This is a genomic window from Microbacterium flavum (genome assembly GCF_018717645.1).
In the GTDB taxonomy this organism is placed as follows: Bacteria; Actinomycetota; Actinomycetes; order Actinomycetales; family Microbacteriaceae; genus Microbacterium; species Microbacterium flavum.
Genome location: NZ_JAFLHG010000002.1, coordinates 335,595 through 355,432, shown reverse-complemented (window position 1 = coordinate 355,432; position 19,838 = coordinate 335,595). Strand labels below are relative to the sequence as shown.

General features: G+C 70.7%; 16 protein-coding genes, 1 tRNA gene and 1 other RNA gene. 8 read left to right on the top strand and 10 right to left on the bottom strand.

Annotated elements, in window-relative coordinates; translation table 11 throughout:
• Positions 1–1,005 (top strand): 2-oxo acid dehydrogenase subunit E2 (locus J0P97_RS03690; protein ID WP_215486416.1); only part of this gene is annotated, 1,005 nt, incomplete at its 5' end.
• Between the two features lie 17 nt (positions 1,006–1,022).
• Here the strand turns inward: J0P97_RS03690 and J0P97_RS15475 are convergent.
• Positions 1,023–2,450, bottom strand: a complete 1,428-nt coding sequence (locus J0P97_RS15475; RefSeq protein ID WP_246539630.1) for a serine/threonine-protein kinase — start codon at positions 2,448–2,450, stop codon at positions 1,023–1,025.
• 133 nt (positions 2,451–2,583) lie between these two features.
• Here J0P97_RS15475 and J0P97_RS03680 point away from each other — a divergent pair, with 133 nt between their 5' ends.
• On the top strand, positions 2,584–3,294 hold the full coding sequence (locus J0P97_RS03680) for a DUF4191 domain-containing protein (RefSeq protein WP_215486415.1): 711 nt from the start codon (positions 2,584–2,586) through the stop codon (positions 3,292–3,294).
• Between the two features lie 2 nt (positions 3,295–3,296).
• On the opposite strand, the gene J0P97_RS03675 is transcribed toward J0P97_RS03680, so the two are convergent.
• Positions 3,297–3,698, bottom strand: coding sequence for an RDD family protein (locus J0P97_RS03675; protein ID WP_215486414.1), 402 nt, complete (start codon positions 3,696–3,698; stop codon positions 3,297–3,299).
• A gap of 130 nt (positions 3,699–3,828) precedes the next feature.
• Here J0P97_RS03675 and glnA (J0P97_RS03670) point away from each other — a divergent pair, with 130 nt between their 5' ends.
• On the top strand, positions 3,829–5,253 hold the full coding sequence (gene glnA, locus J0P97_RS03670) for a type I glutamate--ammonia ligase (RefSeq protein WP_215486413.1): 1,425 nt from the start codon (positions 3,829–3,831) through the stop codon (positions 5,251–5,253).
• A gap of 102 nt (positions 5,254–5,355) precedes the next feature.
• Here glnA (J0P97_RS03670) and J0P97_RS03665 read toward each other — a convergent pair whose 3' ends face one another.
• From J0P97_RS03665 to J0P97_RS03650, 4 genes are all read right to left on the bottom strand, one after another.
• Complete coding sequence (locus J0P97_RS03665; RefSeq protein WP_215486412.1) at positions 5,356–6,129, bottom strand: hypothetical protein; 774 nt, start codon at positions 6,127–6,129, stop codon at positions 5,356–5,358.
• Positions 6,122–9,115 carry a bifunctional [glutamine synthetase] adenylyltransferase/[glutamine synthetase]-adenylyl-L-tyrosine phosphorylase gene (locus J0P97_RS03660; protein ID WP_215486411.1) on the bottom strand — a complete coding sequence of 998 codons (2,994 nt, stop codon included), beginning with the start codon at positions 9,113–9,115 and terminating at the stop codon, positions 6,122–6,124. The genes J0P97_RS03665 and J0P97_RS03660 overlap by 8 nt, the downstream gene beginning before the upstream one ends.
• A gap of 5 nt (positions 9,116–9,120) precedes the next feature.
• Positions 9,121–10,458 (bottom strand): type I glutamate--ammonia ligase, encoded by a 1,338-nt coding sequence (gene glnA / locus J0P97_RS03655; protein WP_215486410.1) that lies wholly within the window; start codon positions 10,456–10,458, stop codon positions 9,121–9,123.
• A gap of 132 nt (positions 10,459–10,590) precedes the next feature.
• Positions 10,591–10,776: an SPOR domain-containing protein gene (locus tag J0P97_RS03650; protein ID WP_215486409.1), complete on the bottom strand. Its 186-nt coding sequence runs from the start codon at positions 10,774–10,776 to the stop codon at positions 10,591–10,593.
• A 68-nt stretch (positions 10,777–10,844) separates the two neighbouring features.
• Between J0P97_RS03650 and ppgK the strand changes: the two genes are divergently transcribed.
• Positions 10,845–11,666 (top strand): polyphosphate--glucose phosphotransferase, encoded by an 822-nt coding sequence (gene ppgK / locus J0P97_RS03645; protein ID WP_215486408.1) that lies wholly within the window; start codon positions 10,845–10,847, stop codon positions 11,664–11,666.
• Between the two features lie 43 nt (positions 11,667–11,709).
• Here the strand turns inward: ppgK and rnpB are convergent.
• Positions 11,710–12,104, bottom strand: an RNA gene (gene rnpB, locus J0P97_RS03640) — RNase P RNA component class A.
• Positions 12,105–12,215: 111 nt separating this feature from the next.
• On the opposite strand from rnpB, the gene J0P97_RS03635 reads away from it, so the two are divergent.
• Entirely contained in the window at positions 12,216–12,899 is a 684-nt protein-coding gene (locus J0P97_RS03635) for an LPXTG cell wall anchor domain-containing protein (protein ID WP_215486407.1), read from the top strand.
• 3 nt (positions 12,900–12,902) lie between these two features.
• Positions 12,903–14,675 (top strand): DUF4012 domain-containing protein, encoded by a 1,773-nt coding sequence (locus J0P97_RS15865; protein WP_215486406.1) that lies wholly within the window; start codon positions 12,903–12,905, stop codon positions 14,673–14,675.
• Between the two features lie 4 nt (positions 14,676–14,679).
• On the opposite strand, the gene J0P97_RS03625 is transcribed toward J0P97_RS15865, so the two are convergent.
• Together J0P97_RS03625 and J0P97_RS03620 are read right to left on the bottom strand one after the other, a co-directional pair.
• Positions 14,680–16,443, bottom strand: a complete 1,764-nt coding sequence (locus J0P97_RS03625) for a bifunctional 3'-5' exonuclease/DNA polymerase (protein ID WP_215486405.1) — start codon at positions 16,441–16,443, stop codon at positions 14,680–14,682.
• Positions 16,444–16,456: 13 nt separating this feature from the next.
• Positions 16,457–17,188 (bottom strand): zinc ribbon domain-containing protein, encoded by a 732-nt coding sequence (locus J0P97_RS03620; protein ID WP_215486404.1) that lies wholly within the window; start codon positions 17,186–17,188, stop codon positions 16,457–16,459.
• A gap of 113 nt (positions 17,189–17,301) precedes the next feature.
• Here J0P97_RS03620 and J0P97_RS03615 point away from each other — a divergent pair, with 113 nt between their 5' ends.
• Entirely contained in the window at positions 17,302–18,804 is a 1,503-nt protein-coding gene (locus J0P97_RS03615; RefSeq protein ID WP_215486403.1) for an amino acid permease, read from the top strand.
• Positions 18,805–18,817: 13 nt separating this feature from the next.
• A tRNA-Val gene (locus tag J0P97_RS03610) sits at positions 18,818–18,890 on the top strand.
• Positions 18,891–18,895: 5 nt separating this feature from the next.
• Here the strand turns inward: J0P97_RS03610 and J0P97_RS03605 are convergent.
• The gene (locus J0P97_RS03605) at positions 18,896–19,708 is read right to left on the bottom strand and encodes an MOSC domain-containing protein (RefSeq protein ID WP_215486402.1); all 813 of its coding nucleotides are present in this window, start codon (positions 19,706–19,708) and stop codon (positions 18,896–18,898) included.
• Between the last annotated feature and the right edge of the window lie 130 nt (positions 19,709–19,838).

Here is a 19,838-nt window from a genome sequence, read left to right as displayed (position 1 = left end):
GCCCCCGCGCCCGCAGCGGCAGCACCCGCACCCGCCGCGGCAGCACCCGCGCCCGCCGCGGCCCCCGCACCCGCCGCTTCGTCCGGCGATGACACGACGACGTACGTGACGCCGCTCGTGCGCCGCCTCGCCCAGCAGCAGGGCGTCGACCTCGCCTCGGTCACGGGCACGGGCGTCGGTGGGCGCATCCGCAAGGAGGACGTCCTCCAGGCCGCGGAGGCCGCGAAGGCTCCCGCAGCCGCCGCGCCGTCCGCCGCCGCGCCGCCCGCACCCGCGCTCGAGGTCTCCGAGCTGCGCGGCACCACCGTGCCGATGTCGCGCCTACGCAAAGTGCTCGCTGAGCGCGCGGTGGCATCCATGCAGCAGACCGCTCAGCTCACCACCGTCGTCAAGGTGGATGTCACGAAGGTCGCCGCATACCGGAGCGCCGTCCAGAAGGACTTCGTGGCGGCGACCGGCGGCAAGCTGTCGTTCCTGCCCTTCTTCGTCCTCGCCGCTGCGGAAGCCCTGCAGGCCTTCCCGGTCATCAACGCGACGGTGAACGGCACCGACATCGTCTACCCCGCGACGGAGAACATCTCGATCGCGGTGGACACCGAGCGTGGCCTGCTCACGCCCGTGCTGCGCGATGCGGGCGCCAAGACGCTCGCCGGGATCTCCTCGGAGATCGCCGACCTCGCGGCCCGCACGCGTGACAACAAGCTCAAGCCCGATGAGCTCGCCGGCGGCACCTTCACGGTCACGAACACCGGATCGCGCGGTGCGCTGTTCGACACGCCCGTCGTGTTCCTCCCGCAGTCCGCGATCCTCGGGACGGGTGCCGTCGTCAAGGAGCCCGGCGTCGTGTCGATCGACGGCGTGGACGCCATCGGCGTCCGCTCCTACGTGTACCTCGCCCTCTCGTACGACCACCGCATCGTCGACGGCGCGGACGCGGCGCGGTTCCTCGGTGCGGTCAAGGCCCGCCTCGAGGCGGCCGATTTCGGCCCGAAGGTCGGCATCTGATTCCACAGGCCCGATGATCATGGCTGATCCGCGACGTCGTACACGTCGCGGATCAGCCATTTTCCGTCGGACGTGACGAGCACGAGGATCTGTGGCGGCCGTCCGGACTCCTCGATCCGAAGCACCGCGACCCCGCCGTACTCGTCGAGGAGAGTCGCGGTGGCCGCGGCGGTCCCCGACGAGACGACCCCGTTCGGCACCTCGGCGCCCGCGCGCTCCAGGATGCCGTCGCAGTTCGCGGCCGCCGGATCGCCGTCCGCCACGCATCCCCGGAGCGCGGATACGGTGGCCAGCGCAGTCCGCTCGAGCTCGTTCGCCGCTGTCGGCGGCCCCGATCGCGCTTCGCCGGCCTCCGATGTGGGCGGCGGCGGCGTCGGAGAATCCCCCCCGCGCGACGCTCCCGGGGTCGTCGGACCCACGGCTGTCGTGGCCGACGACGTCGGCGCGGGACCGTTCGCGTCCGCCGCCGGCGGCGCGTCCGGCCAGAGGAGGCCGCCGACCATGACCGTGGCCCCGACGGCCGCGGCGACGATGAGCGGCGCCCGACGACGGCGGGGCCGACCCCCCGGGGCATCCGCCCGCTCCGGAACGCTCTCGGCGCGCACGCTCCGCCGCGCTGCGCCCGCGGTCGGACGGGATGCGCGGCGTGCGCGCCGCTCCCGCACGCCTTCCTTCACCGCGGCAGGGAGGGCGGTCAGCGATCGCACCGCCTCACCCACGCGCGCTGCCCACGAGGCGTCGGTGAAACGTGCCAGCAAGGACTCCGCCTCGGAGGGCGTCGCTTCGCGGGCGGGTGCACGCAACGAGGCGGCACGGCGAGGTGGGAGCGGCTGCGCGGCGCTGTGCTGAGCGGCGGGCGATGGATCGAGCGGCAGCGGCTCGGCCGCTCCGAAGAGCGCCTCCTCGCATGACTCGACGTCCTCAGGCCGCCACGACGGACGGGACAGCAGGTCGACGGTCGAGCTCAGGGCCTCGGTGAGCACGGGACCGACGCCCTCTCCCAGGAGCTCCAGGACGTCGAGCGCGGCGCCGAGCCACGGCGCGCCGTCGTGCGCCGCGAGCACCGGACGACCCGCGGCGTCCACCCACCAGCTCCCCTCGACGATGCCGTGGGCGCGTGCCTCCGCGGCCGCGCGCAGCATGCTGACGGCCACGGTCACGACGACCCCCGGAGGATGGCTTCCCCCCACGGCGCTCGCGAGTCGCGCCGGGCAGTGCGGCAGGATCGCCGCGTGGCCGTCGGTCGTCCGCGCGAGGTCGAGCGGCGTGAGCATGTGCCCGTCCGGAAGACAGCGCCACACCACCTCCGGCACCCGCTCCCACGCCACCCACACCGCCGGCGGAGGGCCCGCGTGCAGCCGTCCGCCGTAGGGCGCCTCCTCCTCCGTGAGGGATCTCAGCGCCCTCGGTGGATCGAGGAGCGACGGTGCGGACGGCGGCGGCATCCGGCCAGTGTGTCCCATGCCGCCGCGCCGGAGCGCGGACATCGAGCGAGCTGTGGACAGATCCCCGGGCAGCCCGTCTGGGGAGGAGTCGATGGCCGTTCGACGTGCCCCGTCGCGCGCTAGGCTGGATCCCATGGCCACCCGCAGTCCCGCTCCTGAGAAGCGCCCCGGATTCTTCGCGCAGCTCCGCTCGCTCTTCACCTTCACCAAGGCGGAGTTCGGATGGCTGCCGTGGGCGCTCATCGCCATCGTCGTCGTCGGAATCGCGCTCGGCGTGCTCGTCGGATTCCTCATTCCGCCGGTCGCCGTCTGGAGCGTCATCCTGTGGGGCCTCACCGGCCTCATGCTGGGCGTCCTGGGGGCGATGATCCTCCTCACCCGCCTGTCCACGCGCGCGATGTTCAAGAAGCTCGACGGCATGCCCGGAGCATCCGGCCACGTGCTGTCGACGTCGCTCGGACGCAGCTGGGTCGCCTCCGACATGCCGGTGGGCGTGAACCCGAAGTCGCAGGATGCCGTCTACCGCGTCATCGGCCGCGGCGGGGTCGTCCTCGTCGCGGAGGGCGCGCGCGGGCGTCTCACCCGTCTCGTCAACGACGAGAAGATGAAGGTGCAGCGCGTGGCATCCGGTGTTCCCATCACCATCCTGTACGTGGGCCATGGCGAGGACGACGTCGAGATCGCCAAGCTCGCGAAGACGATCAAGTCACTGTCGAAGAAGGTCGATCGCACGACCATGGCGGCCGTCGTGAAGCGTGTCGACTCGGTGTCGCAGTCGGTGACGTCGCTGCCGATCCCCAAGGGCATCGACCCGATGCGCGCCCGCGCCCCGCGTCCGCGCTGACTTCAGGCGCGCAGGAGGACGGTGCCGGCGGCTTTGTCGTGGAGCCCCCGCTGATCTGGATCCCAGATGGCGGCGGGGATCACGAGGCACAGCAGCGCCGTCCGCACGATCGGGCGCCACAGACCCACCCAGCCCCCGTGCACGAGCTGGAGCCGCATGCCCAGAAGTCGATGCCCGGGGCTGCCGCCCAGCGTCGGCAGGAACACGATCTGGACGATCGCGAACACCGCGAGCGTCGCAAGCGAGTCGTACGCGAAGAATGCGACCGAGACGAGCACCGCACAGGCCCAGTCCACAGCCAGCGCGCCGATGCGGCGACCGGGCCGCGCGATGCTCCCGGGTCCGGTCTCCGGAAGACCGAGACGCTCGCCGGGGTAGGTGTGCTCACTCGCGGCATCCGTCACCTCCTCAGCCTACCGAGGGTGTCGTAACATCCCCGAAACACGGGGGATACTGGGGAGCAACCCTCCCCCGATAACGTCGGAGCGAGCCTGGCCCCGTCAGGCGCGTTCCACACCCGATCTTGGAGACTCCATGTTCAAAGATTCATCCGAGGTGCTCAAGTTCATCAAGGACGAGGACGTCAAGTTCCTCGACATCCGGTTCACGGATCTTCCTGGTGTGCAGCAGCACTTCAACATCCCCGCCTCGACGGTCGACGAGGAGTTCTTCACGGTCGGCCAGCTCTTCGACGGATCGTCGATCCGCGGCTTCGCCAACATCCACGAGTCCGACATGCAGCTGATCCCGGACGTCTCCACGGCGTACATCGACCAGTTCCGCGAGGCGAAGACGCTCATCATGATCTTCGACATCTACAACCCGCGCAACGGCGAGATCTACCACAAGGACCCGCGCCAGGTCGCCAAGAAGGCCGAGAAGTACCTCGCCTCCACCGGCATCGCCGACACCGCGTTCTTCGCGCCCGAGGCCGAGTTCTACATCTTCGACGACGTGCGCTACGAAGTGACCCAGAACTCCAGCTTCTACTCGGTGGACTCCGAGGAGGGCGCCTGGAACACCGGGCGGGCAGAAGAAGGCGGCAACCTCGCCAACAAGACTCCCTACAAGGGCGGATACTTCCCCGTCTCCCCCGTCGACAAGACGGCGGACCTGCGCGATGACATCACGCTGAAGCTCATCGAGGCCGGATTCGTCCTCGAGCGCTCCCACCACGAGGTCGGCACCGGCGGTCAGCAGGAGATCAACTACCGCTTCGACACGATGGTGCACTCGGCCGACGACATCCTGAAGTTCAAGTACATCGTCAAGAACACGTCGGAGCAGTGGGGCAAGGTCGCGACCTTCATGCCCAAGCCGCTCTTCGGCGACAACGGTTCCGGCATGCACACGCACCAGTCCCTGTGGCTGGACGGCAAGCCCCTCTTCTACGACGAGAAGGGCTACGGCGGACTCTCCGACACGGCGCGCTGGTACATCGGCGGCCTCCTCGCGCACGCTCCGGCGGTGCTCGCGTTCACGAACCCGACGATCAACTCGTACAAGCGACTGGTCAAGGGCTACGAGGCGCCGGTCAACCTGGTCTACTCGGCCGGCAACCGCTCCGCGGCGATCCGCATCCCGATCACGGGCTCCAACCCGAAGGCGAAGCGCATCGAGTTCCGCGCTCCGGATGCATCGGGCAACCCCTACCTCGCGTTCGCCGCGCAGCTGATGGCGGGCCTGGACGGCATCAAGAACCGCATCGAGCCGCACGAGCCGGTCGACAAGGACCTCTACGAGCTGCCGCCCGAGGAGGCCAAGAACATCCCGCAGGTGCCGAACTCGCTGCTGGACTCGCTCGAGGCGCTGCGCGCCGACCAGGACTTCCTGATCGCCGGCGGCGTCTTCACGCCGGAGCTCATCGAGACCTGGATCGAGTACAAGATCGAGAACGAGATCAAGCCGATCGCGGCGCGTCCGCACCCCTTCGAGTACGAGCTGTACTTCGGGGTCTGAGACTCGCAGCGACGTGCCCGGTGTCCTCACGGATACCGGGCACGTCCTCGTTGCACGGCCCGGCGGGCGAAGACGACCGCGGCATGCGCCGCCGCATCCGCGTCAGCCGACGACGTAGACCGACACGCGACCGTCCTCCAGGACGAACCGGATGCCGCGTCCGACCCCGAATCTCTCCTGGAGCGCAGCCGGAGACGCCGCGTTGACCACGAACTGGGCGGATGCGGGGAACTCCTTGGCGCGGCATCCGCTGGACACCGTCCCCTCGATGGTGCCCGCCGCGGGGTCGTAATCGCCGGTCGCCACCACGACGAGGCACGGCACCCCGTCGTCGGCTCCCAGGCCTGCCGTCGTCGAGATGGCCGTCATGCCTTCGAACGGCGTGAACCCGCGGGTGTCTCCGCCGAGGAAGGCGGCTCCCGCAACGAACCCGGGGTCGACGTCGAGCACCGCGATCCGGTGCGCACCACGCGGGACGCCGCCCTGCTCCGGACTCGGGAGGCCCGTCACCGCGAGGGTCGCGCCGACCGCGAGGCCCGCGGTCAGCGCGATCGAGAACAGCCAGAGCAGACCGCTGCGGCGGCGGCGCCTCGGACCACCCGCCGCGACCGGCGGACCGATCGGGGGAACGGCCCGGTCGAGGGCCGTCGGCGCCGGCGCCGCCACGATTCCGGCACCGTCTGCGGGGCCGGGAGGAGTCTCCGCGGCGCCATCGGGAGTGGCGTCCGCGAGGGCGGACTGCTGCATCCGACGCTCGAGGTGCTCGAGGCGCCGCAGAGCGACGGGATCGCTCCGGATGTCGGCGGAAGCCCCGTACGCGCGGGCGCGCAGGGACAGCAGCTCCGCGCGCCGCTCGGCATCGAGAGGCTCACCCATAGAAGAGCTTCTCGAAGTCGCGGCGGGACCGTCGTGCGGTTCGCAGCCACTCCTCCTCGACGATGGTCGCCGATCGCGGGGGGTACTCCAGCAGTCTGCCGATGCCGTCGAGTTTCCCCCGGTCGGTCGGGAGGACGTCGCTGGTCTGCCCGGACAGGAGCGTGTTGGCCGATCGCAGTCGGCTGGCGAGGTGCCAGGATGCCGCGAGCCGCTCGGCCGCAGCAGCCGGCACCAATCCCGCGTCCCGCGCCGCGTCGAGGGCGCCCAGGGTCGACGTCGTCCGGAGCTCCGGCATCTCGTGCGCGTGCTGATGCTGCAGCACCTGGACGAGCCATTCGACGTCGCTGAGGCCGCCCGGTCCGAGCTTCAGATGACGGCGGCGGTCGACCCCCTGCGGCAGTCGCTCGTTCTCGACGCGGGCCTTGATCCGCTTGATCTCCCGGACGTCTTGGAGTGCCACCCGGTCGGGGTAGCGGACCTCGTCCGCGAGGGCGAGGAAACGCCGGATCAGCTTGACGCTCCCCGCCACCCCCCGCGCCCGCAGCAGCGCCTGCGCCTCCCAGGACAGCGACCAGCGCCGGTAGTACTCCCCGTACGACTCGATCGAGCGGACGAGAGGGCCGTTCCGTCCCTCGGGGCGCAGATCCGCGTCCAGGTCGAACGGCACGCGGTTGTCCTCCGAGTACTGGCGCAGACCCGTGACGAGCTGGCGGGCGAGATCGTTCGCACGCTGCGGGTCGAGACCGTTCGCGTCGTACACGTAAAGCACGTCCGCGTCGGAGCCGAAGCCCAGTTCGCCGCCGCCGAAGCGGCCCATGCCGATGACGGAGAAATCGAGCGCGGCATCCTCGGCGGGCACGACCTCACGCCGGACGGCACGCAGCGTCGCCTGGATGGTGACATCGCTGACGGTGGTGAGCCCCTGCGCGAGCTCCTCGATCGTGAGGGTGCCCAGAACCGCACCGAACGCGAGGCGCAGCAGTTCGCGCCGGCGGAGGGCCCGGATCGCCTCCATCGCCTCGCGGATGGTCTCGTGCCGCGTCTGGATCGCGCGGGCCTCCTGCTGCAGGGCGAGACCGCTGCGTGGCCGAAGCTGCTCCTCGGCATCCAGCCACGCGACGGACTCGGGGATCCATTCCATGAGCTCGCCGATGTAGCGCGAACCGGAGAGCACATGCGTCAGCCGCTCGGCCGCGCCCGATGAGTCGCGCAGCATCCGCTGGAACCACGGGGTGTCGCCGAGACGCTCGCTGACCCGACGGAAGGCCAGGAGACCGTAATCGGGGTCGACCCCGTCCGCGAACCACCGGATCATGATCGGCATGAGATGACGCTGGATCGTCGCCTTCCGGCTGAGTCCGCCGGTGAGCGCGGCGATGTGACGGAGCGCCCCCGCAGGATCGCGGAACCCGATGGCGGCGAGGCGATCGTGCGCCTGGGCGGTCGAGAGCTGCTGCTCCTCTGCGGGCAGGGCGGCGACGGCGGAGAGCAGCGGACGGTAGAACACCCGCACGTGGATCTCGCGCACTTCGCGCTTGATGCCCTCCCAGACGCCCCACACCCCCGCGCCGTCCGACGCGAGCCGCGACGCCCGGGCGAGGACGCGCAGGCCGTCGGGCGTCCTCGGCATGAGGTGGGTGCGGCGGAGGTCGCGCAGCTGCACGCGGTGCTCGAGCACGCGCAGGATGCGGTAGTCGCGCGCGAACGCGGCGGCATCCGCCCGGCCGATGTAGCCCTGAGCGACGAGCGCTTCGAGGGCGTCGAGAGTGCCCCGCTGACGGATCCGATCATCGGACAGACCGTGGACCAGCTGCAGGAGCTGCACCGTGAACTCGATGTCGCGGATGCCGCCGGGGCCGAGCTTGAGCTGATAGGCGACCTCGTCAGCGGGGATGAACTCGGTCACGCGTTCGCGCATGCGCTGCACGCTGTCGACGAAATTCTCCCGCGCGGCGCTCGTCCACACCTTCGGCTGGACGGCATCGACGTATGCCTCGCCGAGCATGCGATCGCCCGCAAGGGGACGCGCCTTGAGCAGCGCCTGGAACTCCCAGCTCTTGGCCCATCTGTCGTAATAGGACAGGTGTGATTCGAGGCTGCGCACGAGTGCACCCTGCTTGCCCTCCGGGCGGAGGTTCGCGTCGACCTCCCAGAGCGGGGGCTCGATCTCCACGCCGGAGATCCCACGCATCGTCTGCACCGCGAGGCGGGTGGCGATGTCGATGACGCGGCTCTCCCCCACCTGCTCGTTGAGCTCATCCGTGCCGCCACCGACGAAGATCACGTCGACGTCGCTGACGTAATTCAGCTCGCGCGCTCCGGTCTTCCCCATGCCGATGACGGCCAGCCGTGTCGCGGCGACCTGCTCCCGCGTGAACAGTCCAGGACCACCGCCACCGGAGATCCGGGTCCGTGCGACGCACAGAGAGGCGTCGAGGGCCGCACCGGCTGCGTCGGCAAGAGCGGCGGCGACGCCGGGGAGGACGGCCACGGGGTCGGACGATCCCAGATCGTACGCGGCGATGCGTGCGAGAAGGCGGCGGTATCGGACGCGCAGAGCCACCCACACGCTCTCATCTCCGGCGCGCGCGAAACCCTCGGCATCCGCGCCCACCGCCTCGAGCAGTTCGGCGACGAGCTCGTCCTCGGTCGGCAGGACGGCCGGCTCCTCGACGTGAGCGAGCTCCTCGGGATGCCGGAGGAAGAAGTCGCCGAAACCGGTCGACGCCCCCACCAGCCGCCAGAGCACAGGTCCGACGCGCCGCAACGCCGCGGCCACCGCGGGCGCGTCGCGTCGCGCGACGCGGGCGAACGCGTCCAGGGCCTCGTCCGGGTCCGCCGCGCCTCCCGCGCCTCGCAGGATGTCGGTACGATCCATTCCCAGGGCGTCCGAGAGTTCGGTCAGGACCTCGAGGGCATCCCCGATCTCACCGAACCCGTCCCGCGCCAGCACGGTCCGGACGGACGTGCGCTCGCCTGCGGACATGGCGCTTAGAGCATCTCCAGGTTGCTCTTGAGTTCGAACGGCGTCACCTGGGCGCGGTACTCCTGCCACTCGCGACGCTTGTTCAGCAGCACGTAGTTGAAGACCTGCTCGCCGAGCGTCTCGGCGACGAGTTCGGACTCCTCCATGTACTCGAGCGCGTGATCGAGGCTCGCGGGAAGCTGAGCGTAGCCGAGCGCGCGACGCTCGGAGTCCGTCAGCGACCAGACGTTGTCCTCTGCCTCCGGCGGGAGCTCGTAGCCCTCCTCGATCCCCTTCAGTCCCGCGGCGAGCATGAGCGCGAAGGAGAGATAGGGGTTGGCCGCCGAGTCGAGCGCGCGGTACTCGACCCGCGTCGACTGCCCCTTGTTCGGCTTGTACATCGGCACCCGGACGAGCGCGGAGCGGTTGTTGTGCCCCCAGCAGATGAAGCTGGGCGCCTCGTCGCCGCCCCACAGGCGCTTGTAGGAGTTGACGAACTGGTTCGTCACCGCGGAAATCTCGTTGGCGTGCGTGAGCAGCCCGGCGATGAACTGGCGCCCCACCTTGGAGAGCTGGTACTGCGCGCCCTCCTCGTAGAAGGCGTTCTGATCGCCCTCGAACAGCGACATATGCGTGTGCATCCCGCTGCCGGGCTTGCCGGAGAGCGGCTTGGGCATGAACGTGGCGTACACGCCCTGCTCGATCGCCACTTCCTTGACGACCGTCCGGAAGGTCATGATGTTGTCCGCGGTCGCGAGCGCGTCGGCGTACCGCAGGTCGATCTCGTTCTGGCCCGGTCCGCCCTCATGGTGGCTGTACTCGACCGAGATTCCGAGGTCCTCGAGCATCCGGACGCTCCGACGGCGGAAGTCGTGCGCGGTTCCACCGGGCACATTGTCGAAGTACCCGGCGGAGTCGACCGGCTCGGGGCCTTCCGGTCCGAACGAGGACGACTTGAGCAGGTAGAACTCGATCTCGGGGTGCGTGTAGAACGTGAAGCCGGCATCCGCGGCCTTCGCGAGCGTGCGCTTGAGGACGTGACGCGGGTCCGCGACGGCCGGCTGCCCATCGGGCGTCGTGATGTCGCAGAACATCCGCGCCGTGGGGTCGATCTCGCCACGCCAGGGCAGCGTCTGGAACGTCGTCGGATCCGGGTGGGCGAGAAGGTCGGACTCGTAGGAGCGGGTCAGTCCCTCGATGGCGGAGCCGTCGAAGCCGAGCCCCTCGGTGAACGCGCCCTCGACCTCGGCCGGGGCGATCGCGACCGATTTGAGGGTCCCGATGACATCGGTGAACCAGAGTCGGACGAACTTGACGCCCCGCTCCTCGATCGTGCGCAGTACGAAGTCCCGCTGCTTGTCCATCGCGTCCTCTCGCTGCGGTGTCGCAGATCGTCAGGCCCCGTCGTCGGGGATCGCCTCGCACGCCAGACTATCGGCCTGGCGCGCACTGCGCGCCCACCGTCCGCGGCTCGGATCGGTGCGCGCCGCGGCGGCTCAGCTGTCCTCGGCGGCGTCCTCCTCCGCCCACGCCCGAGAGCGCTCGGCGAGGAGCTGCGGCGCGTGCGCCGCCTCCTCCTCCGTGTCGAACGGACCGGCGCGGTCGATGGCCGGGGACTCGAATCCCCGCTCGACCTTCCCCGTCGTGAGGTTGTACCAGTACTTGTCCTCGCCTGTCGACATGAGGGCTCCTTCCGTGGGCGTGCTCTGATCCTAACGAGGCGGCGAGGCGCCGCCGGTAGGCTGGAGACATGACGACGAAGACGACCCGCGCGGTCGGAGTGGACATCGGCGGCACCGGCATCAAAGGCGCGCTGGTCGACCTCGCGCACGGCGATCTGCTGAGCGACCGGGTCAAGGTCGCGACTCCCCCCGGCGCGCAGCCGGACGACGTGCTCGCGGCGGTGCGCGTCGTCCTGGAGCGGCTCGGCGTCACCGACGCCGACGTCCCGCTCGGCGTCGCCTTCCCCGCGATCGTCCGGCGCGGTCGGACCATGTCGGCGGCCAACGTGTCGGAGAAGTGGATCGGATTCGAGGCCGAGAAGTTCTTCGAGGACGGGCTGGGACGCGAGATCCACTTCGCCAACGACGCGGATGTCGCCGGCGTCGCCGAGCGCCGTTACGGGGCCGCGCGCGGCGTCGACGGACTCGTGATCCTCACGACCCTCGGGACGGGCATCGGCACGGCCATGCTGTACGACGGCGTCCTCATCCCGAACTCCGAGCTCGGGCATCTCCAGCGCGCCGGAAAGAAGAAGGACTTCGAAGCCGTCGCCGCCTACTCCGCGATGGAGCGCGACCAGCTGACGTTCGCGGAGTGGGCGAAGCGGCTCCAGGCGTACTACGAGCACCTGCAGTTCCTCTTCAGCCCCGACCTGTTCGTCGTCGGCGGCGGCGTGTCCAAGCATGCGGACCAGTTCCTCCCGCTCCTGCGCCTGGACACACCCATCGTGCCCGCCGTCCATCGCAACAACGCGGGGATCATCGGCGCGGCGGCGCTCGCGGTGGCCGGCGAGATCGACACCGAGCTGCTGCCCGAGGCGACTCCCCTCGTCGAGCACGCCACCCGCTGAGGCGCGCCTGCCGCGGGTGGCCCGCGGCTCGTGCTGAGAGGGGCGAATGGGCCGGCCTGTACGCCGGGTTCTGTCCGGGAGCATGCGCTCCGTGGACGGTCATCTCTCTCGGCGACACGTTGCCGTGCCGCTCCAGCGGTCTACCCGGGGACTCGGCGGGCCGCGTCGGCATCCCCTGTCTGACCTTGCTCCGGGCGAGGTTTACCGTGCGGGTCGTGTCACCACGACCCCGGTGGTCTCTTACACCACCCTTTCACCCTTACCCCTTGGTCCTTCGTCCCTCGACAAGCTCGGGAACCGAAGACCGAAGGGCGGTCTGCTCTCTGTGGCACTGTCTCGCGGATCACTCCGGGTGGGTGTTACCCACCGCCCTGCCCTGTGGAGCCCGGACGTTCCTCGGTGCGGGTCTCCCCGCCACGCGACCGTCCAGCCGACCCATTCGCATCACGATTCTAGACGTGTCGTCGCGAGCCGTCTCCGACGCATGGTAGCGTGACCTCACGAGTCGCTGGGGGCAGAGACTCACACTGGGGCTGGGGGGCCCGAATCATGCGTAAGACATTTGTCGTTGTTGGTGTGCTCGCACTTCTCATGGCCGGGGCTCTTCCCGCTGCTGCTGCGGACACCGTTCCGAGTCCGAATGCCACCGACGGGTACGGTCCCGTCACGCCGACCGGGCCCACGCTCGCCGGCTCCACGGCTTCGCCGAGCTGTTCCGCGGATGCCCCGTGGATCGACTACTCCGTGACGCTCACCGATCCGGACGGGCAGGCCACCGGCCACACCGCGCGGCTCGTACTGAGCGACGGATCGTCCAGCTGGACGACCGATCTCGGGACGGTCACCGCCGGAGTGCCGCTCACCGGCAGCGTCCTGTGGCCGGGAGCGTCCATCGGCGCGGACGGTCGCGGAAACGGATGGCCGGGCTGGGAGATGTCCGGTGGCCAGTGGGTGCAGACCGACGGCAACTACGGCTGGACCCGCGGCGACATCACCGCGACCATCGAGGTCAACCCGACGTACGCGGTGGCCCTGAGCTACCCGCCGTCGACGCCCGAGTGCCTCACCGCTCCGGAGGGCTTCGCCGCGGTCGCGGCGCTGTCCGACACCTCGGCGCTTCCCGAGACCGGAGGATCAACCCAGGCCGTCCTTCCGCTCGCCGCGGGTGGAGCCCTTGTCGTCGCGATCGGGTCCGTTTTGCTTCTGCGTCGCCGCCGGCACGAACGGGGCTGAGAGGTGCCGCAGCGCGACGGGGGGTCGCGCCGCAGGCACCGCTGGCTCTGGTGGATCGCCGCGGGTGCTGTCGCACTCGTCGCGGCCGCCGGCATCTGGGTGGGGGTGCGCGGCATCCTCGCCAAGAATCAGCTGGAAGCCCTTCCGCCGCTGGCGACCCAGGCGCAGCAGGCCGCCGCGGCCGGTGATCTCGTCGCACTGCGCGAGGTCACCGGTCGCATCGCCGCGCACGCCGGCGAAGCCGCGAGCCTCACGTCCGATCCGATCTGGCGGGCCACGGAGGTTCTCCCGTGGGTCGGGCCGAACACGGCGGCCGTCCGGCTGACGTCACAGTCGCTTCGGGACGTCGCGACATCGGCGGGGCCGGTCATCGACGCGCTGGACGCGACAGGCGAGGCGTCGACGGATGCCGAAGGGTGGGACCTCGGCCTCATCCAGAACGCGGCGTCACCGCTCGCGGACTTCGCCGGGGCGCTCGGCGCCGCATCGACAGAGCTCTCGGGGATCGATCCGTCGGTCCTCCTCGCACCCCTCCGTGACGGCGTCACCCGGCTGAGTGCGCCGATCACCGAGGCGGCGGGGGCCGCGGCCTCGGCATCGTCCGCGGCGTCCGTCCTCCCGGGGATGCTGGGAGCGGATGGTCCCCGGAGCATCCTGCTGATGGTCCAGAACCCCGCGGAGGTGCGCACGGCGGGCGGTCTCGCCGGATCGTTCGTGCTCCTGAGCGCCGATAATGGACGCGTGCGGATCGCCGGCCAGGCGGACTCGTCGCAGTTCCCACCGCTGCCCGACCCGGCGCCTCTCATGACCCCGAGCTCGATCGAGCTCTACGGCGAGAACGCCGGCACCTACGTGCAGAACATCACGATGACGCCCGACTTCGCCGCGACCGCGCAGTTGGCGCTGCAGTGGTGGGCGTCGGTGTCCGCAGAGCGCCCCGATCTCGTCGTCTCGATCGACCCGACCGTCCTCGGAGCGCTCATCGGGCCGAGCGCCCCGATCACCCTCAGCGACGGAAGCACGCTGACCTCCGACAATCTCGTCGATCGTGTTCTCGTGAATCCCTACCTCACGATGACGGCCGAGGAGCAGACCGCCTTCCAGCGCTCGGTGACGGAGGCCGTCTTCGATCGCGTGCTCACGGGTCGCCCCGACCCTGTCGGCTGGGCGCGCGCACTCGCGGATCCGATCGGCGCGGGACGGGTGTCCCTATGGAGCGCGCGCGAGGACGAGGAGAACCTCCTCGCGGCGAGTCCGCTCGGGGGATTGCGCGCGCGACAGCTCGCGGCCGGACCCGGCGCGGTCTCCGTCGCCCTCAACGATGCGACGACCGGAAAGCTCGACTCGTTCCTCGAGACATCGGTGAGCGCCGGCATCGCCGCGTGCGGGTCCACCGGTCGGGAACTCGTCGTCGAGGTCTCGCTGACGTCGACGGCGACCGACGCCGCGCGCGCGTACCCTCCGCTGATGACCGGATCCCTGGGGGAGGTCATCCCACCGGGCGACATCGCGACGAACGTCGCGGTGGCCGCTCCCCCGGGCTACCTCTCGCAGGGCGTGTTCCTCGACGGGACACCCATGACGTCGCGGTCCGCGGATGATGACGGTCGTGCGACGACGGTGGCGCGGCTGCAGCTCCCGCCCGGGGCCGGCGGGACGCTCGCGTTCCACTTCCTCGCCGCGTCCGGCGCCGCGGAGGCGGAACCGGTGGTCGTCCTCCCGCCGCTCCTGCGCCCGGCGTCCCTGGGCTCCCCGGTGACGCCGACCTGCTCCTGAGCTCTCAGCCTTTGGCGGCGTCCGGCGTGATGCGCAGATCCAGCGGGAAGTCGATGGGGAATCCGCCGAACAGCAGGTGCGTGGCGCGCACCGCGGAGCACCGGATGAGATCGGCGACGACCTCCGCCTGGCCGAGCGGCGCATGGACGATGATCTCGTCGTGCAGGAAGAAGCACAGGTGGGCGCGCCCCGCGAAGGCGGGCCCCGATGCCCGCGCCTTCACCGTCGCGCTCCCCCCGCCGTCCCCGTCGTCGGGCAGCGCCCGCAGCTCGCGTCGAAGGTCTGCGAGCCACGCGAGCGCCCACTCGGCCGCCGTGCCCTGCACGACGAAGTTCCGCGTGAAGCGGCCGCGGTTCGCTGCGGAGCGCCGGGCACGGGCACGATCGCCTTCCGTCGCCTCCGGTGCCCCGGCGGCGTCCTGCACCGTGCGCCAGTCCGGCGAGGGGGCGGGGCTCGAACGACCGAGCCAGGTGGTGACGACGCCGCCGCCCGCCCCGACCCGCGCGGCGTCGTCCACGAGGCCCATCGCGCGCGGGTAGGCGCGACGGAGAGCCGGCACGAGGCGTCCGCTGTCGCCCGTGGTCGCGCCGTACATGGCGCCGAGCATCGCGATCTTCGCCTCCTGCCGGGTGCCGACGACACCTCGCGCGACGATCCCGTCGTACAGATCTGCGCCACGCGCAGCACCGGCAAGTGTCAGATCACCCGACATCGCGGCGAGGACGCGGGGCTCGAGCTGAGCGACATCGGCGACCACGAGCGTCCATCCCTCGTCGGCGCGTACGGCGGGGCGGAGCTGCCGCGGCAGCTGCAGCGCTCCCCCGCCCGATGACGCCCACCGCCCGGTCACCACGCCGCCGGGGACGTAGACCGGCCGGAACCTCCCCTCCGATGCCCACTCATCGAGCCACGCCCAGCCGTTCGCGCTCACGAGCCGGGTGAGCTTCTTGTAACGCAGAAGGGGTTCGATGACGGGGTGGTCGTAGCGGGCGAGCTCCCACCGGCTCGTCGACGAGGCGAGGACACCGACGCGGTGCAGGCTGCGCAGCAGCTTGGGCTGCGAATCGAGGCTCGCCGTCGGATCCCCGAGGGCACGGCGCACCGTCACGGCCAGATCGCGCACCCGCGGCGCGATCTCGCCCGGCGCCGGACGGGCGCCGAGGACCTCCTCGAGGATCGCCTCGTGGACGGCGCGGCTCCAGGGCAGCCCCGCGGCGTGCATCTCGGCGGCCAGCAGCGCCCCCGCCGACTCGGCCGCGAGGAGGAGCGTCAGCCGACCCGGGTTCACCGAAGCGGCCACCGCGGCGATCTGCCGACGAAACTCCGCCAGTGCCGCGTCGACGGCGTGCGGAGCCTCCGATGCCGCCGCCGCAGCATCCGCGACATCCTCCAGGTCGAAGAGCGCGTCGTCCGCGGCGACTCCCGCCTCGCTCGCCGCGGCATCCCAGTCCCGCGCGTCGCGAAGCGCTGCGGCCTCACCGGTCCAGGCGCTCGTGCGGAGGATCGCGTGGCACAGTCGCAGATCGTGGCAGCGCGCGACAGTCGCCCCGGCCTCCAGGATGCCGCGGTACCACCGCGCGGTGTCGCTCCACACCCAGCGGACGGCGTCGGGCGCGGGTGCCTCCGCGACCGCCGCAGGCCAGCTCGCGCGCGGGAGGATGATCCTGCCGAGTTCGACCAGGTCCGCGTCGAGATCGACGATGCAGAGCGCGTCGGCCTGCGTGTCGGCCGCTGTGCCGACGACCCGCCACCGGGTGGCGGTGGTCATGACCGCTGTCGGATCACAGACCGGACTCGTCGGTGCGGACGAGGATCGCGCCGCATTCCGGACAGGTGACGACGTCATCGTCGGCCACCCGACGCAGCGCCTGCAGGTCGGTGCCGGAGAGGACCATGTGACACGCCTCGCACGTGCGGCGGCGGAGTGCCCCGGCCCCCACGCCCCGCGCGGCGAGCCGCTCGTAGAACGCCAGAAGATCTGCGGGCACGCGGGCGGCGAGCGCGCCCCGATCGCGGGAGGCCGACTCCCACGCGGCGGTGGCTGCAGCGACGGCGGCCTTCCCCTCCGCGCTCACGCGCGCGCCTTCGGCGTTGATCTCGGCGATGGCCGCCTCTTGAGCAGCCACGGAGGCGTCGGCCGCTTCGAGCCTCTCCATGATCGTCAGCTCGGCGTCTTCGAGGTCGCTCTTGCGCTTGGCGAGGGAGGCGAGCTCGTGTTCGAGCCCCTGCGCTTCCTTCACGTTGCTCGTGGACGCGAGACGCTCGGTGTCTCGCGCGACGCGCGCGTCGACGACCGCGACATCGGATTCGAGTCGGTCGAGCTCGGCGCGCGCATCGTCCCGGTCGCCGAGGAGACCGGTGAGCACCGCCGACTCCGCCTGACGCGTGCCGAGGAGCTCGGAGACCCGCGCGCTCTGGGTGGGATTGCGTCGTGCCTCATCCGTCGCTCGGATCGTTCCGTCGAGACGGGCGAGGTCGATCAGGAGCAGCTGGTCGGCGGGGCGGGCTTTCACCTCTCCAACCTATCGCGCGTCGCGACGGATAGTCCCTCCCGCGCAGCGGCGCGCGGGCGCTAGCATGTCGTCCCTGACGGCTGGGGCGATCCGGCACGGAAAAGGAGCACGACATGAGCGTGATGCGCACGAAGTCGGTGGAGCGGTCGATCGCCGATACGGAGGAACCGGAGTTCCAACTCAAGAAGTCGCTGTCGGCCCTCGACCTCACGGTCTTCGGCGTCGGAGTCGTCATCGGCGCGGGCATCTTCACCCTCACCGGCCGCGCGGCGCACGAGGTCGCGGGGCCCGCCATCGTCGTGAGCTTCATCGTCGCGGCGATCGCCTGTGCGCTCGCTGCCATGTGCTACGCCGAGTTCGCCTCGACCGTTCCGGTGTCCGGCTCTGCGTACACCTTCTCGTACGCCTCTCTCGGCGAGCTGTTCGCGTGGATCATCGGGTGGGACCTCATCCTCGAGATGTTCCTGGGGGCATCCGTCGTCGCGCAGGGCTGGAGCGCCTACCTCGGCGTGCTCCTGGACCAGCTGGGGGCTCCGATCCCCGCGGTGATCGGCTACGGCGGCACGGTCGACGTGATGGCGATCGTCCTCGTCCTCGTGCTGGGCGCGCTCATGACCTACGGCATCCGCGAGTCGATGCGGGTCAACCTCGTCCTCGTCGGGGTGAAGCTCTTCATCGTCCTGTTCGTCATCGTCGCGGGGATCATGTTCGTCAATCCGGCCAACTACTCCCCCTTCGTGCCGGACGCCGCACCGCGCGAGAGCGCGACCGGGCTCACGCAGCCCCTGCTGCAGTTCCTCTCCGGCGGGGAGCCGATGGCCTTCGGCGTCGGCGGCATCTTCGCCGGTGCCGCCCTGGTGTTCTTCGCCTACATCGGGTTCGACGTCGTGGCCACGACCGCGGAGGAGACGAAGAACCCGCAGCGCGACATGCCGATCGGCATCATCGCCTCGCTCGCCATCTGCACGCTCCTGTACTGCGCCGTGGCCCTCGTCGTCACGGGGATGGTCTCGTACGACGAGCTCGACCCGGCGGCCGCGCTCGCCAACGCGTTCACCTATCACGGGCAGGCCTGGATGGCGACGGTGATCTCGGCCGGCGCGGTGGCGGGCCTCACGACGGTCGTCCTGACCCTCCTCATCGGGGCGACGCGCATCATCTTCGCCATGTCCCGCGACCACCTGCTGCCCGCGGGTCTCGCGAAGGTCCACCCGACCCGCCGCACCCCGTGGATCATCTCGATCATCGTGACGGTCATCGTGGCGCTGGTCGCCGGGCTCACCCCGGTCGGGGTCCTGGAGGAGATGGTGAACATCGGCACCCTCTCCGCCTTCGTGCTGGTGTCTGTCGGCGTCGTCGTGCTCCGTCGCAAGCGGCCGGATCTGAAGCGGGGCTTCCGCGTGCCGTGGAGCCCCGTCCTGCCGATCCTCTCGGCCCTCGTGTGCACCTACCTCATGCTCAACCTGACGGTCGAGACCTGGCTGCGCTTCCTCGTCTGGCTGGTGATCGGGTTCGTCATCTACTTCACCTACTCACACCGCCACTCGCGGCTCGGCAAGGACGGGGACCCGTATCTCAACCCCGCAGAGCCGAAGGTGGTGGGGCGCGACTCGTAGACTGGACGCGTCAGGGCCTTTAGCTCAGCTGGTAGAGCGCCACGTTTACACCGTGGATGTCGTCGGTTCGATCCCGGCAGGGCCCACCCGCTCAGTGTGCGTCGACGCGCACCTCGTCGCCCACGTGGATCGTCCCACCCGCCCCCGCGCCGTCGCCCACCGGCAGGAGGAGGCGGCCGAGAGTGGGCTGGGCCTGTCCGAAGCCGCGGGTGAGTGTGGTGAGCACGGGCGCATCCCGGATGCCGCTGTCGGGATCGGCGTGGGTCGCGAGGCATCGGACGATGACGCCCTGCGGCGCGAACGCGAGGTCGCCGATCCGCACCGTGCCGCTCCATCCATGCTCGGCCCAGGCCTCGATCCCGTCGATGACGATGTTCGAGCGGAAGCGGCGGTCATCGACGGATGCCGGCAGCGCGGCATCCAGCGCGGCCACGCTGGCACGCCCGTGCAGCGAGACGAAGCCGCGCGCGCGGTCCTGGAACCGCGCTGTCACCCCATCGCCCACGAGGACGAGGGGCAGGCGTCCGGCGCGGTCGAGGCGCGCCGCGTCCGACGTCGTGCGGACGAACGCGGTGACCGCATCGACGAGGGCGCTCCGCCCCGCCGCATCCACTCCCGCCTCGACGAGGACCTCGCCCCCCAGACGCACGGACACCCGCCGGACCTCGTCGTCGTAGGAGACGGCGAGCCGCGCGAGCGAGGGGAAGTCCTGCAGCGCCAGGCCCTGCGCCTTCGGCCAGGACTCCAGGCCGTCGCGCACCTCGGGGGTCACGGCGTCGGCGAAGCGGAAGGCGAGCACGCGGTCGCCGCGGACGCGACCGTCGCCCTGCACGACGAGGCTTCGGAGCGCCTCCGGCGTGAACCCTTTGATCGGGTAGCGGAACAGTGCGGCGACGTGGGGCATCACGCCAGTCTGGCATCGCGCGATCCTGCCCCGTCGGCATCCGCCACCCGCGCGATTGTGACTAGGCTGATCCAGGATGCGTTGTCGTCGCGCCACAAAGCCGCACGCGTCCCATCCCGCATCACTGGCA

Coding starts and splice junctions, on each gene's coding strand:
- J0P97_RS03605 (WP_215486402.1), bottom strand. CDS start 19,708: ATGCCCCACGTCGCCGCACTGTTCCGCTACCCGATCAAAGGGTTCACG.
- J0P97_RS03635 (WP_215486407.1), top strand. CDS start 12,216: ATGCGTAAGACATTTGTCGTTGTTGGTGTGCTCGCACTTCTCATGGCC.
- ppgK (WP_215486408.1), top strand. CDS start 10,845: ATGACGACGAAGACGACCCGCGCGGTCGGAGTGGACATCGGCGGCACC.
- glnA (WP_215486410.1), bottom strand. CDS start 10,458: ATGGACAAGCAGCGGGACTTCGTACTGCGCACGATCGAGGAGCGGGGC.
- J0P97_RS03650 (WP_215486409.1), bottom strand. CDS start 10,776: ATGTCGACAGGCGAGGACAAGTACTGGTACAACCTCACGACGGGGAAG.
- J0P97_RS03665 (WP_215486412.1), bottom strand. CDS start 6,129: ATGGGTGAGCCTCTCGATGCCGAGCGGCGCGCGGAGCTGCTGTCCCTG.
- J0P97_RS15475 (WP_246539630.1), bottom strand. CDS start 2,450: ATGCCGCCGCCGTCCGCACCGTCGCTCCTCGATCCACCGAGGGCGCTG.
- J0P97_RS03680 (WP_215486415.1), top strand. CDS start 2,584: ATGGCCACCCGCAGTCCCGCTCCTGAGAAGCGCCCCGGATTCTTCGCG.
- glnA (WP_215486413.1), top strand. CDS start 3,829: ATGTTCAAAGATTCATCCGAGGTGCTCAAGTTCATCAAGGACGAGGAC.
- J0P97_RS03625 (WP_215486405.1), bottom strand. CDS start 16,443: ATGACCACCGCCACCCGGTGGCGGGTCGTCGGCACAGCGGCCGACACG.
- J0P97_RS03660 (WP_215486411.1), bottom strand. CDS start 9,115: ATGTCCGCAGGCGAGCGCACGTCCGTCCGGACCGTGCTGGCGCGGGAC.
- J0P97_RS03615 (WP_215486403.1), top strand. CDS start 17,302: ATGAGCGTGATGCGCACGAAGTCGGTGGAGCGGTCGATCGCCGATACG.